Here is a 13,851-nt window from a genome sequence, read left to right as displayed (position 1 = left end):
AATGGGACCAGAGCGTCGCTGATAATTGCGGTACTTTTTTTGCTGTCGATGTTGCTCAAGATGGATGTGATAGCAACTACAACGCTGGTAGCGGTGCCATTGCGCCTCTGCAAGGTATTGCTGCAGAACAGGGGCTCGGCTTTGACGTGACTAGCGAGGGCGTTGTTCTGCCCCGTGCAGGCGATCGCGATGCTCGTGATTCAGGACAGTTCGGTTTGGCACTGCGCTGGCTGGGTGATGCCACCGAGTATGGCTTCTATTTCATGAACTACCACAGCCGCACGCCTATCTTAAGCACAGGTACGGCGTCAGGTATTCTGGCTGCGGCAGGGGCGGCTGCAGGTAACGGTGGGATTGTTCCAGGGGTTGAATCCGCTGTCTGTGGTCAGCTTGGTCTGGCTCCGGGATGTTCTTTGACCACACCCGGTGTTGCTGATGTAGTGACCGAGACTGCGGGGGGATTGCTACAAAGCGCCGCGCTCGGAAACGGGCGGTATTATCTAGAATACCCAGAAGATATCCGCCTTTACGGCATGAGCTTCTCAACGACATTGCCCACGGGAACTGCCTGGTCGGGCGAAATCAGCTACCGTCCAAACGCGCCCGTTCAGATTAATACTCAAGATGTAACGCGTGCCTTGCTTAACCCCCTGTCGCAGGCATCGACGGGTGACGCTGCTTCCCCCGTGGCGAGCGCAGAAGGTGCTGATAACCGCGGCTACAATCGCAAGGAAATCACTCAGATCCAGACCACCTTCACTCATTTTATCGATCAGGTGCTCGGAGCTGGTCGGGTGACGCTGGTAGGCGAAATTGGCTATGTGCACGTCGGCGGCCTAGAAAGCAAGAGTGATATGCGTTACGGTCGCGACGCCATCTACGGTTCGGTCGATGATCCGGCAGCGCTCGCTGATTACGGCTGGAACGGCTTCGTAACCGCTAATTCCTGGGGCTACCGTCTGCGCGCTCTGGCTGACTACAGCAACGTATTCGCCGGCGTGAACCTGACGCCGAACGTTTCCTTCTCCCATGACGTCGACGGCTACGGCCCTAACGGCTTGTTCAACGAAGGTTCCAAGGCTGTAAGCGTTGGCGTAGACGCCGTCTACCAGAACACCTACACCGCCAGCCTGTCGTACACCGATTTCTTCGGTGGCGACTTCAACACTCTGGTTGACCGTGATTTCCTCGCACTGAGCGTGGGTGTGAACTTCTAAAGGAGACCGCTTCAAAGTCGTTGGGCGGGGCCAGCGAAGGCTCCGCCGCGCGACTAGCTTCATGCAAGGCCTCCGGCCAAAACAAGATCAAGAGGAACTGGAAGCGTATGAAAACAACAAGAAAACTATTCAGTGTCTTGGCCCTTTCGCTGCTCACAAGCAGCGTCATGGCCGCCGTATCTCCTGAGGAAGCCGCGAAACTTGGCGCTTCATTGACTCCGCTCGGCGCTGAAAAAGCCGGCAACGCGGACGGCAGTATTCCAGAGTGGACCGGTGGTCTGTCCGCTGACGCAGCGCCATTGAACAACGGGCATTTAACAAATCCGTTCAAGAACGAGCAGCCTAAGTTCGAAATCACCGCGCAGAATGTTGATCAGTACAAGGACAAGCTGACGGCGGGACAGCTGGCTATGTTCAAGCGGTATCCAGAAAGTTATAAGATCCGGGTGTTTCCAACTCATCGTTCAGCGGCTGTTCCGGACGTAATCTATGAAGCAGCTAAAAAAAGCGCGCTGAATACTGAGCTGGTTGCGGGCGGGAACGGCTTGGCTAACTTCACAGATAGCCGTTTCTACGCATTCCCGATTCCTAAAGATGGTCTGGAAGTGGTTTGGAACCACATTACGCGCTATCGCGGGCAAAATGGCCGACGCAATATTGTCCAAGCGACACCGCAGACCGACGGAAGCTACAACCTGGTTCACTTCGAAGACGAGGCTGCTTATCCAAGCTATATGCCTGATTTGGAGCCAGAGCGCGCCGAGAATGCATTGCTATTCTTCAAGCAGCGGGTAACGGCGCCGTCGCGCCTCGCAGGTAACGTGTTGCTAGTGCACGACTCGCTTAACCAGGTAAAAGAGCCGCGGCAGGCCTGGATTTACAATGCCGGCCAACGCCGTGTTCGGCGCGCTCCGCAGGTCGCCTACGATGGGCCGGGTACCGCTTCAGATGGTATGCGCACCACCGATAACTTCGACATGTTTAGTGGCGCTCCGGACCGTTATGACTGGAAGTTGGTTGGCAAAAAAGAACTATATATCCCATACAACAGCTATGACATTAACTCTAGCGACATTAAGTATTCAGATATAATCCGTGCAGGCCACGTAAATCAGGATCTCGCACGCTATGAGCTTCATCGTGTGTGGGAAATTGAGGCGAATCTAAAGTCCGGCGAGCGTAATATTTACGCAAAGCGGAAGTTCTATGTCGATGAGGACAGTTGGACAATTGTGCAATCTGAGCTTTACGACGGCCGTGGCCAGCTATGGCGGGTCGGTGAGGCTCACATGGTTCAGTACTATCAGCATAAAATTCCGTCTTTTGCATTCGAGGCTCTGTACGACCTCATATCGGGCAGATACATCGTCAATGGCATGAGCAACGAGGAGAAACCTCACGAGTTCGGCTACAAGGCGTCGGCTCGGGACTTCACACCTGCTGCACTGCGTAATGCCGGGGTGCGCTGATCGATAGAAATCCACGTAATGAATAAGGCGGCCGTTTGGCCGCCTTTTTTTTTCTTGCGAAGCGGAGGATGATACTTTTTAGCCAGTAGTCGACCGGATGTCGCGCAGAGCAGGCTGAGCAATTTGCTCGAGTCGACAAAAGCAGCGGGATCGTGCAGGTTATTGCCGCAAAAGCGCAACGATACGGTTCAAGGTTGTAGGCCCTCGGAGCAGGGTCTTTGGCTGCGCTCATCGCGTTTTCAATGGACTGACACGAATAAGAGAAACCTCGCCATGTCCGTACGCTTCAACCCTGGTGCACTTAGCACAGAGGCCGCCGCGCAGGTTCAAGTTGCGACTATTCCGCGTTTACCTCCCATTCATATTTCCAGACCGCGACTGGTAGAGGCACTGCTCGAAGCCCGTTGCCGCCTGCGTTTGATCTGCGCACCAGCGGGTTTTGGCAAAAGCGTATTGATGAACCAGTGCGCTCGGCGTATACCCGCCGATACGCATCTCGTATGGCTTGACCTTGGGGGGCGGCCGTTCTCCGTCGAGGCGCTGCATGCTCGACTGTGTCGGGTCCTCGGTCTCCCCTCGGCACCGAGCGGAGACGTGCAGCAGGATCTCGTCGATCTGCTGAATAATTTTCCGCGGCCGCTCTGGATCATGCTCGATGACTATCCGCGTGAGGCCGCCGTACAGTTCGATGCCTGCCTTGACCTGCTTCTGGAAAGAGGTCCCGAGTCCGTCAGTTGGTGGGTGAGTAGCCGCCGGCAACCAGCGTGGAAATTGCCCCGGCTTTTGCTGCAGGGTGACCTGTTCGAACTGGAAGCCGAGGCGTTGGCGCTCACTGCTGGCGAGCTCAGGCAGTTGCTCGAAGCACACCGCCTGGAGTTGGCAGACGACACCTTCAAAAAATTATTGACCGGAAGCGAAGGCTGGTTGGCCGGCGTCAGCCTGCTGCTGCTGAACGCAGATGAGCAGGCGGTGCGTGAGCGACTGGGAGCGGGGACGCCACTGCTGAGGGATTACGTTCAGCGAGAAGTGCTCGAAGGGCAGAGCGAAGACGTTTGTCGGGCATTGTTCGCGCTGGCGCAAATGCCACGTTTTTCACCGCAGCTCTGCGAACATGTGCTCGACGGAAGCGGTAGCGACATTCTGGATGTGCTGAAGACCTTCCAGCTGTTCATTCGGCAGATCGACAATTGCGGCGAGTGGTTTCGTCTGTGGCGCCCCTTTGCATCGTTGCTACGACGGATGCCAGAAACAGTTTCGCCGACTCAGGTCCATTTGCGTGCGTGCCAGTGGTTTGCCAACCGCGGCGAGATGCGTGAGGCAGTAGAACATGCCTTGTGGGCGGGACAGCCCGAGGTCGCCGCCAATTTTCTGCAGCGTTACGGGCAGGAGCAATTACTGATCGGTGACAACGTCTCGCATTTTCTGAAATGGCGCAGCGAGCTGCCGCAGGATTTGTTCAACAGCACTACTCGACTGATCGTGCTGCATGGCTGGGCACTGATCATCTCCGCCCGGCTCGATGAGGTAGATGATTGTCTTGCCGATCTGGCGAAGTTCTTCCCTCAGCCCGATGCTCGTCGCCAGGCGCAACTGCTGGCCCAATGGCAAGCGCTACGCGGCTTTCTTGCGCGACTGCGAGGGGAGCCGGAGGCCAGAAGTTATTGTCTCCAGGCGCTGGAGGTATTATCGGATCATGCCTGGGCGCAGCGAGTGCTTTGTTATCAGGCGTTATCTCAGCACGCAATGGCTGAAAGCCAGCTTGAGCTCGCGCAGCACTACAACAGCGAAGGAATGAAGCTGGCTCGGCTCAAGGGCAGTGTGTTGTATGAAGCGATGCTCAACGTCGACCGAATCCAGCTACTGGAGCTGACTGGGGAGTTCGAGCGCGCGGTAGGTGTGCTGGACGAATCGCTGCTGGTGCTGCGCGACAGCGTCAGGCACAGCCCCATCATTGGTCGCCTTAAGCTGCTGCAGGGCCACTTGTTGGCATATCAGGGGCTCGACGAGCTGGCACGGGAGGCTTATCAGCAAGGGCGAATCGAGACCGAAACCTGCGGAGATTCCTACGTTTTCTTTGGCTATGCCGGGTTGGCGGAGCTGGCGGCTCGCAAGCAGGAATTTCCGACGGCGTACCATTGGTTGCGTGAAGCTGAGCGGCTGGCGCAGTGGCGGCATGTGCCGGAGGCGCGATTCCGCGGCATCCTGCTATTGATAACCGGTCTGACCTGGCTTCATCAGGAACAACTGAAAAAAGCCAGGGCAGTTTTCATGCAGGTGCTGGAGCTTTACAGAGGGCACAGCTATCTAGCGCCGTCGGGGTTTTACGAGTTGCTGCCACGGGTGCAGCGCTATCTTGCGGTGATTGATCTGCTTTCGGGGCGCTGCTCGCTGGCCATCGACACGCTGCGCGAGCTGATCGAGCAGAATTTGCGTTCACAGCGATTAGGTCTGGCCTGTGAGTGCAGGTTCACGTTGGCCGAAGCGCTGCAGCTGGATGGTCGGCATGAAGAGGCGGAAGTGGAGCTGCGCAAAGCCCTCGGGGAGGCGGCAAGGCAGCACTTGATCAAGCCGTTGTACGAATTGCAGCATCGTCAACCGCAATGGCTCTCCAGAATTTTGCCAGTCAATAAAGGTGAAAGCCTGCGAGATCGGCTTCTGCAGTTCGAGCGTGAGCCTGACGAGGCTGTTGCGTCAAACGAGGAGGTGGTTCTGAGCAATCGTGAGCTCACGGTACTGCGCCTTATCGCCCAAGGGTGTTCGAACCAGGAAATTGCCGAACAACTCTTTATTTCGCTTCACACCGTCAAAACCCATGCTCGTCGTATCAACACCAAGCTGGGCGTGGCCAGGCGTACGCAGGCTGTAGCTCGCGCCAAGGCGTTGGCTTGGCTCTGATCGGTTCGAATGAAGGCGAAAACGACCGAGACGGGCGCAGTAGTGTGGCGCGCGGTGCCAAAACATCGCGTCAGCATGACCTGAAAACTTTTTATTTTTGTTGGAAGGACAGCGCGGGGTTGCAGCTACTGCAGGCGTCAGACGTTGGTTATTGAGTGGCTGAGGTTGAATGCTTGGCTGGCTGATAGAAACTGGCGTGCTCACCACGCTCTATCGCCAGGCTGAACTGCAGGCTAGTGATCAAGCGTTCGAGCTGCTGCTGGTCCCGCCATTGGCTGGTGCTAATGAAGCGTTTGACCGCCACGCCAGCTGCGTCGGTCAGCGTCAGTAGAATACTGCCGTCAGGTTTTTCAATGCTGAAATTGACGTTGTAGTGAGGCTGAAACACATCGCTGATTTTCTTGAATGGACTGTCCATGCCGTTACCTGGATTGGATGACTGCACGCAATGGACCGGTGGATCGATTGACAAGTTTCGCCCGTTGAGCGTGTTTCCCTGCGGCGATACGTAGCACCAGACGGATGTGATGAGGGAATCCGCCATCACGCTTCGGTCGTGGCTGGCAGCTCAGTCAGTGCTTCTGGATTGTTCTTGAAAGCCTTGGCAAACAGATCACGATGTCTGGCCATGAAGATGCCTATGTCATCGGCCTGTTGTTCGCTCAGGGATGGAGAAGCCTTCTGCAACGCCGCAGCGAGGGCTTCGGCCAGCTCAAGCATTTTGTCGTGACGATCGGCTTCGGCTTTATCCATGAATAAACGCTCCAGGTCCCGGCTGCTGCGGTATACCACTTCGACGGCCATCAACCACCTCGGCTAAATTGAGTTACTGGTTTTTTATACAGCATATGCCGCCCGGCGACGAATGAAAAGCGCTTGTGTGTCCTATGGCCATCTCAATGGTTGAAGTGCCCTTGAAGCCGCTCGGCCCGAAACTCCAGGCTACTGCCGCGATAGCCGGCGCGCAGTGGCGGCAAGGGGAAGCAGGATTCCCAGCTTTGGCCGGGTTGCAGATCGCCCGGCCCGCGGTATTGAGGAGCGTCGTAGTTCGAGGTCACCAGGTCCAGGCTGGAGCCGGGCAGATAGGCGCCGACCTCCCAACGCAGGCTTTGCAATGGCTGCGTACTTTGGTTGTCGAGCGTGATACGCAGCGGCTGTGCCGCCGGACAGGTCGTGGGTGCGTATTCCAGCCGCAGTTCGAGCTGAGCAAGCAGGTGTTCTTCGCGTTGTTCTTGCCAGATCACCCACGCGGCAACCAGGCCCAACCCGAATAGTGCTCCCAGTGAGATTGGAATCGCTCGAAGGGGGTAGCGAATCAGCAGGATCACCCAGGTGGCGATCAACAGGGCGCCGATCAGCACGACCGGTCGCCTTTCGAGTGGGCAGGCATCGATACCTCGATTTGGATTGAGTTCGTGAACATCCTAACCCTGACTAGCTTGGGTTGCGATCGCGTCATACGCAGATACGCGCTAGTCAGTCGTCTGTGGTCGGTTGGGCATGGCTGGCGAGTCGCTCGAGCGCGGCCTTGAGTTTCGGGTCTGTAATGCCCTGCGCCGTTTGCTGGATGTTATCCGCCGCGCTCGCAGACAGTTGCGGTGCCGGCCCGGGTTTATATCGGGGCGCCTCAGGAGGTTGGACCTTGAACTGGATCCGGTTCAGCCCGGTGAATTCATTCATACCTTGCAGTTGCCGTTGCAAACGGCGTTGTTGATAGCGCAGACGCGTCGCCCAATGGCCGTCGGTGACGATGAGAAGAAGAGTGCCCTCACGCCACGAGGCCACACGGCAATACTCTCGCGCTGCGGGCTGCAACTGGCTTTCGACCAGCCGCTGCAGATGGTCGAGTCGTCTTGCCTCGCCGAACAAGGCTTTCAGTGGCTTCGCCTCGCGTAGCAGCGCAACGGGTGCTCGGGCCGGCAGGGGGCGCAGTGACATAGTCAAAGCTCGAACTGGTAAGGATGAGCGGGCTATGTTAGCAGAAGCCTCGGATATCGCCGTGCCGGCCGATCGAGGCGGGGAACGCAGATAAGCGACTGGCCCATCTGTAGTTGGGCCGCCCGTAGTGGCAGATAGCCCTTGCGTCTTCGGACGTGACCGTGCGGTCGGCAACTTACCGCATGCTTGGCTGCCTTGGCTGCGCAGTAAGGCACCTTTCCTCTCGGACGTTTCCGAGTAGAATGCCCCCTTTGCACGCAGCCGTGGTGGCCCTGCGGCCGTGCCTCCATCCCCAGCATGGAAGTCCTTGTCGATATGTTTGCGCCTTTAATGAAGAAGCTCTTTGGTAGCAAGAATGACCGCGAGGTCAAGCGCATGCTCAAGGCGGTACAAGCCGTCAATGCGCTCGAAGAGCAGATGCTATCTCTGTCCGACGAGCAATTGCGAAGCAAGACCGAAGAGTTCAAGGCCCGCCTCGGCCAAGGCGAGACCCTCGACCAGATTCTCCCCGAAGCCTTCGCGGTCTGCCGCGAAGCCGGCAAGCGCGTGATGGGCATGCGTCACTTCGATGTACAGCTGATCGGTGGCATGACCCTGCACGAGGGCAAGATCGCCGAGATGCGCACCGGTGAAGGCAAGACCCTGGTGGCAACGCTCGCGGTCTACCTCAACGCGCTCGCTGGGAAGGGTGTTCACGTGGTCACGGTGAACGACTATCTGGCGCGCCGCGACGCCAACTGGATGCGCCCGCTATACGAGTTTCTCGGCCTCTCCGTAGGCATCGTCACGCCATTCCAGCCACCGGAAGAAAAGCGTGCCGCCTATGCTGCCGACATCACCTACGGCACCAACAACGAATTCGGCTTCGATTACCTGCGCGACAACATGGCGTTCAGCCTTGCGGACAAGAACCAGCGCGAACTCAACTTCGCGGTGATCGACGAGGTGGACTCGATCCTCATCGACGAAGCACGGACGCCGCTGATCATTTCCGGGCAAGCCGAGGACAGCTCCAAGCTTTATCAGCAGATCAACCAGCTGATTCCGCTGCTTACGCAGCACATCGAGGAAGAAGAGGGCGTCGTCACTCAGGAGGGCCACTTTTCCATCGATGAAAAGACCCGCCAGGTCGAGCTCAACGAGCAGGGCCACCAGTTCGTCGAGGAGATGCTCACCCGTGCCGGGTTGCTGGCCGAAGGTGAAAGTCTTTATTCCGCGCATAATCTGGGATTGCTGACACACGTCTATTCCAGTCTGCGCGCGCACAAGCTGTTCCATCGCAACGTCGAGTACATCGTGCAGAACAACCAGGTTCTGCTGATCGACGAGCACACCGGTCGTACCATGCCGGGTCGCCGCCTCTCCGAAGGCCTGCACCAAGCCATCGAGGCGAAGGAAAACCTGCCGATCCAGCCGGAAAGCCAGACCCTGGCCTCCACGACCTTCCAGAATTACTTCCGTCTGTACAGCAAGCTTTCCGGTATGACCGGCACCGCCGATACCGAAGCCTTCGAGTTCATGCAAATCTACAGCCTGCCGGTCATGGTCATTCCGACCAACAAGCCGCTCGCGCGCAAGGACTACAACGACTTGGTCTATCTGACCCAGGAAGAGAAGTTCGCTGCGATCATCACCGACATCAAGGATTGTCAGAACAACGGCCGCCCGGTTCTGGTCGGTACGGCTACGATCGAGAGTTCCGAGTACGTGTCGCGGCTGCTGGAAAAGGAAGGCATCGAGCACAAGGTGCTCAACGCCAAGCACCACGACAAGGAAGCCGAGATCATTGCGCAGGCCGGTCGCCCGGGCGCGGTGACCATCGCCACCAACATGGCCGGTCGCGGTACCGACATTCTTCTCGGCGGCAACTGGGAGGTTGAAGTCGCGGCGCTGGAGAACCCCACCGAAGAGCAGGTCGCGCAGTTGAAGGCCGACTGGCAGAAACGTCATCAGGCGGTTCTCGAAGCCGGTGGTTTGCATGTGATCGCTTCCGAACGTCACGAGTCGCGTCGTATCGACAACCAGTTGCGCGGTCGTGCCGGTCGTCAGGGCGATGCCGGTTCCAGCCGGTTCTATCTGTCCCTTGAGGACAGCCTGATGCGCATCTTCGCCTCGGATCGGGTGAAGAACTTCATGAAGGCACTGGGCATGGAATCCGGCGAGGCCATCGAGCATCGCATGGTCACTAACGCCATCGAGAAAGCGCAGCGCAAAGTCGAGGGGCGCAACTTCGACATGCGTAAGCAGTTGCTGGAATACGATGATGTTGCCAACGAACAGCGCAAGGTCATTTACCACATGCGCAACAGCTTGCTGGCGGCCGACGAAATCGGCGAGACCATCTCCGAGTTCCGACGTGAAGCGCTCGATGCCGCTATCAGCCAGCACATTCCACCGCAGTCGCTTCCAGAGCAGTGGGATATCGCGGGCCTAGAATCGGTGCTGTATAGCGATTTTGGTGTTCGTTTGCCGGTTCAACAGTGGCTTGACGAAGACGAGAAGCTCTACGAGGAAACCCTGCGCGAGCGCATCCTGCAGGCCCTGGTCGATGCTTATAACGAGAAAGAAGAAATGGCTGGCGCAGAGGCGCTGCGATCCTTCGAGAAGCAAATCGTCCTGCGTGTGCTTGATGATCTGTGGAAAGACCATTTGTCGACCATGGATCACCTGCGTCACGGTATCCATCTGCGCGGCTATGCCCAAAAGAACCCGAAACAGGAATACAAGCGTGAGTCGTTCACGCTGTTCCAAGAATTGCTCGAATCGATCAAGCGCGACAGTATTCGCGTCCTTTCGCATGTCCAGGTCCGCCGCGAGGACCCGGCCGAGGAAGAACAGCGTCTGCGCCGCGAGGCCGAGGAGCTGGCGCAGCGCATGCAGTTTCAGCATGCCGAAGTCTCGGCGTTGGAACAGCCCGACGAGGAGCCTGAAGCCGCCGGTGGTGTCGCCGCACCTGTCGCTCCGGTGCGTGTCGAACCGAAGATCGGGCGCAACGAGCCGTGCCCCTGTGGCTCCGGCAAGAAATACAAGCATTGTCACGGGCAGGTTCAATAACCTGAGCCGCTCGTTGTGACCCGCGCCGCGACCGGCTTAGCCGCTCGCGGCGTTTTTATCCCTTTTTAGTGATGGCCGAAGGCCGTCCATTCGTCCTGAGGAGTGCATCAATGGCTGTCGGTCTTGGTCCTTTACCTACATTGCACCCGGTGCCAGGGTTCGAGCTCGGCATTGCATCGGCTGGTATCAAGCGACCAGGGCGTAAAGATGTGGTGGTGATGCGCTGTGCGGAAGGCTCGACCATTGCCGGCGTATTCACACTCAACGCTTTCTGTGCCGCGCCGGTAATCCTGGCCAAGCAACGTGCACAAGGGACGGTCCGCTATCTGCTTACCAATACCGGGAATGCAAACGCCGGTACTGGTGAGCCGGGAATGCAGGCGGCGATTCGTAGCTGCGCCAGTCTTGCCAAGTTGGCCGGCGTCGATGAAGCGGCCATTCTGCCATTCTCCACCGGTGTGATCGGCGAGCCGCTTCCGGTCGAGAAGATCGAGGCGGCATTGCCCGCCGCCCTGGCTGACCTGGACGAGAATCGCTGGGCCGAAGCGGCGACAGGCATCATGACCACCGATACCTTACCCAAAGGGGCGAGCCGCCAGTTCGAGCACCAGGGCGTTACCGTTACCGTTACCGGCATTTCCAAAGGCGCCGGCATGATCCGCCCGAACATGGCCACCATGCTCGGCTACATCGCCACCGATGCGAAGGTCAGCCAGGCCGTGTTGCAGGACCTGTTGCGCGATGCGGCCAATAAATCCTTCAACCGCATCACCATCGATGGCGATACCTCGACCAACGACTGCTGCATGTTGGTATCAACCGGAAAGGCGGCGTTGCCGGACATCACCGAGGCCAGCGGTGAGCTGTTCGCCAAGCTCAAGCAGGCCGTGTTCGAGGTGAGCATGGACGTTGCGCAATCCATCGTGCGCGACGGTGAAGGCGCCACTAAGTTCGTCACGGTGACGGTCAACGGCGGCAAGAACCATCAGGAGTGCCTGGATGTCGGCTATGCCGTTGCTCATTCGCCGCTGATCAAGACGGCACTGTTCGCCTCTGATCCGAACTGGGGTCGCATCCTCGCGGCGGTTGGCCGTGCCGGCGTGCCGGAGCTGGATGTCAGCAAGATCGATGTTTATCTCGGTGCGATCTGTATCGCCAGCAAAGGTGGCCGGTCGCCGAGCTATACGGAAGAGCAGGGCGCTGCGGTGATGGCCGAAGAGGAGATCGAGATTCGTATCGAACTGGGCCGCGGTAGCTGCAGCGAGACCATTTGGACCACCGATCTGTCGCACGAGTACGTGCGGATCAATGCCGAATATCGGACGTGAAGCAGCTTGAAGCTTGAAGCTTGAAGAAAGAGCGTGGCGGCCGTGCGGACTGTCCGTACACTTCTTTCCAGCTTCCAGCTTCCAGCTTCCAGCTTCCAGCTTCCAGCTTCCAGCTTATGGATCATCCATGAACCGAACCCATGTCGCCGCCGCGGTGATCCGCTCCCCTGACGGCCTCGTTCTGATCGCCAAGCGTCCGCTCGACAAGCACCAGGGCGGGCTTTGGGAGTTTCCCGGCGGTAAGGTCGAGGCCGATGAAGCCGTCGAGGCCGCGCTGATGCGAGAGCTGCAGGAAGAGCTGAACATCGTAGTCACCGAGGCTCGTCCGCTGATACAGGTGCGCCATGATTATCCGGACAAACAGGTTTTGCTGGATGTATGGGAAGTGCTCGCATTCTCGGGTGAGCCGCACGGCGCCGAGGGCCAGCCGCTGGCCTGGGTGGAGCCTGCAGACTTGCCGAACTACCGTTTTCCTGCGGCGAACCGGCCGATCATTACGGCGGCGCGTCTTCCCGATCACTACCTGATTACGCCTGACGGCTTGTCCCCGCAACAGTTGCTGGACGGCATTGCTCAGGCACTGGATGCGGGCATCCGGCAAATCCAGTTTCGAGCGCCATCCCTGTCTCACGTCGCTTACCGAGCGTTGGCGGCCGAGATCATAGTGATGTGTTCAGGGCGGGCGCAGTTGATGCTGAAGGGTCCGCTGGAATGGGCGGGCGAATTTCCCGCGGCCGGCTGGCATCTGACGGCTGAACAGCTGCGTGATCATGCTGGGCAGGGCAGGCCGGTCCCGCTCAGGCAGTGGCTTGCGGCCTCGTGTCATGATGCCGCTGAACTGGAATTGGCCATGGCGATGGGAGTCGACTTCGTCACGCTCTCACCGGTACTACCTACCGCCACTCATCCGGAGGTACAGCCTTTGGGATGGTCACGCGCCGCTGAATTGCTGGTAGGCTTCAGCCAGCCCGCTTACCTATTGGGCGGGCTCGGTCCCGCCGATCTGGCGCAGGCCCTGCGAACGGGCGCCCAAGGCGTCGCAGCGATCCGAGCATTCTGGCCGATTTGAAGATTGGTGCGATCACGCCGCCTCGACAGGCCTAGTCCGAATTGCGGGTCGATACCGTGGTCGTATCCGATGCCGTAGCAGCACGAGAGACGGCTGTGATAGGTAAAACCTATCGCTGCTATTTTCTCAATCAATTAACCGTATGCGGCCAGCTGCGTTATCGTAGGCCCCGTTAAATTTCTGAATCCCAAAAGGAGTTAGCAGATGTCTCTGATCAACACCCAAGTTCAGCCGTTCAAAGTCAACGCTTTCCACAATGGCAAGTTCATCGAAGTCACCGAAGAGTCCCTGAAGGGCAAGTGGTCGGTGCTGATCTTCATGCCGGCAGCTTTCACCTTCAACTGCCCGACTGAGATCGAAGACGCTGCCAACAGCTACGCTGAATTCCAGAAGGCTGGTACCGAGGTGTACATCGTCACCACCGATACCCACTTCTCGCACAAAGTCTGGCACGAGACTTCCCCGGCAGTAGGCAAGGCTCAGTTCCCGCTGATCGGTGACCCGACGCATCAGCTGACCAACGCTTTTGGCGTACATATCGCTGAAGAAGGTCTGGCTCTGCGTGGCACTTTCCTGATCAACCCGGAAGGCGTGATCAAGACCGTGGAAATCCACTCCAACGAAATCGCTCGCGACGTATCCGAAACCCTGCGCAAGCTGAAAGCTGCTCAGTACACCGCCGCGCATCCGGGCGAAGTCTGCCCGGCCAAGTGGAAAGAAGGCGAGAAGACCCTGGCTCCGTCGCTGGACCTGGTCGGCAAGATCTAAGGTTCATTCGCTCGATTGCCTTGCATGCTATAGGGCTGTAACCCAGCCTCTCTAGCCCAACGCCTGGATGCGGTTTATCCAGGCGTTTTATTTTCTGCATTTCAAATACGGAC

At 58.1% G+C, this 13,851-nt stretch carries 11 protein-coding genes; 7 read left to right on the top strand and 4 right to left on the bottom strand.

What is annotated here, in order from left to right; all coding sequences use genetic code 11:
• The 3 genes from NA647_RS14495 to NA647_RS14485 form a co-directional block, all read left to right on the top strand.
• On the top strand, positions 1-1,217 hold a 1,217-nt coding region (locus tag NA647_RS14495), incomplete at its 5' end, for a DUF1302 family protein (protein WP_256058327.1).
• 107 nt (positions 1,218-1,324) lie between these two features.
• Positions 1,325-2,686 carry a DUF1329 domain-containing protein gene (locus tag NA647_RS14490; protein WP_256058326.1) on the top strand — a complete coding sequence of 454 codons (1,362 nt, stop codon included), beginning with the start codon at positions 1,325-1,327 and terminating at the stop codon, positions 2,684-2,686.
• A 273-nt stretch (positions 2,687-2,959) separates the two neighbouring features.
• Positions 2,960-5,581: a LuxR C-terminal-related transcriptional regulator gene (locus NA647_RS14485; RefSeq protein ID WP_256058325.1), complete on the top strand. Its 2,622-nt coding sequence runs from the start codon at positions 2,960-2,962 to the stop codon at positions 5,579-5,581.
• Positions 5,582-5,729: 148 nt separating this feature from the next.
• Here NA647_RS14485 and NA647_RS14480 read toward each other — a convergent pair whose 3' ends face one another.
• The 4 genes from NA647_RS14480 to NA647_RS14465 all read right to left on the bottom strand — a co-directional run bounded on the left by NA647_RS14480 (position 5,730) and on the right by NA647_RS14465 (position 7,519).
• Positions 5,730-5,999 carry a DUF3509 domain-containing protein gene (locus NA647_RS14480; RefSeq protein ID WP_256050255.1) on the bottom strand — a complete coding sequence of 90 codons (270 nt, stop codon included), beginning with the start codon at positions 5,997-5,999 and terminating at the stop codon, positions 5,730-5,732.
• A gap of 125 nt (positions 6,000-6,124) precedes the next feature.
• Entirely contained in the window at positions 6,125-6,385 is a 261-nt protein-coding gene (locus NA647_RS14475) for a YebG family protein (RefSeq protein WP_256058323.1), read from the bottom strand.
• Positions 6,386-6,477: 92 nt separating this feature from the next.
• Positions 6,478-6,942 carry a multidrug transporter gene (locus tag NA647_RS14470; RefSeq protein WP_256058322.1) on the bottom strand — a complete coding sequence of 155 codons (465 nt, stop codon included), beginning with the start codon at positions 6,940-6,942 and terminating at the stop codon, positions 6,478-6,480.
• A 115-nt stretch (positions 6,943-7,057) separates the two neighbouring features.
• Positions 7,058-7,519 (bottom strand): DUF721 domain-containing protein, encoded by a 462-nt coding sequence (locus NA647_RS14465; RefSeq protein WP_256058321.1) that lies wholly within the window; start codon positions 7,517-7,519, stop codon positions 7,058-7,060.
• A gap of 315 nt (positions 7,520-7,834) precedes the next feature.
• Between NA647_RS14465 and secA the strand changes: the two genes are divergently transcribed.
• The 4 genes from secA (at position 7,835) to ahpC (ending at position 13,738) form a co-directional block, all read left to right on the top strand.
• Positions 7,835-10,573 (top strand): preprotein translocase subunit SecA, encoded by a 2,739-nt coding sequence (secA, locus tag NA647_RS14460; RefSeq protein ID WP_256058320.1) that lies wholly within the window; start codon positions 7,835-7,837, stop codon positions 10,571-10,573.
• Between the two features lie 110 nt (positions 10,574-10,683).
• Positions 10,684-11,901: a bifunctional glutamate N-acetyltransferase/amino-acid acetyltransferase ArgJ gene (gene argJ / locus NA647_RS14455; protein ID WP_256058319.1), complete on the top strand. Its 1,218-nt coding sequence runs from the start codon at positions 10,684-10,686 to the stop codon at positions 11,899-11,901.
• A 127-nt stretch (positions 11,902-12,028) separates the two neighbouring features.
• Complete coding sequence (locus NA647_RS14450; RefSeq protein ID WP_256058318.1) at positions 12,029-12,970, top strand: Nudix family hydrolase; 942 nt, start codon at positions 12,029-12,031, stop codon at positions 12,968-12,970.
• Between the two features lie 204 nt (positions 12,971-13,174).
• Positions 13,175-13,738, top strand: coding sequence for an alkyl hydroperoxide reductase subunit C (ahpC, locus tag NA647_RS14445; RefSeq protein ID WP_131651008.1), 564 nt, complete (start codon positions 13,175-13,177; stop codon positions 13,736-13,738).
• Positions 13,739-13,851: the final 113 nt, after the last annotated feature.

The organism is Stutzerimonas stutzeri, assembly GCF_024448985.1.
Lineage (GTDB): Bacteria > Pseudomonadota > Gammaproteobacteria > Pseudomonadales > Pseudomonadaceae > Stutzerimonas > Stutzerimonas stutzeri_AP.
The sequence above is the reverse complement of the archived record's forward strand: the minus strand, read 5'-3'. Positions and strand labels throughout refer to the sequence as shown.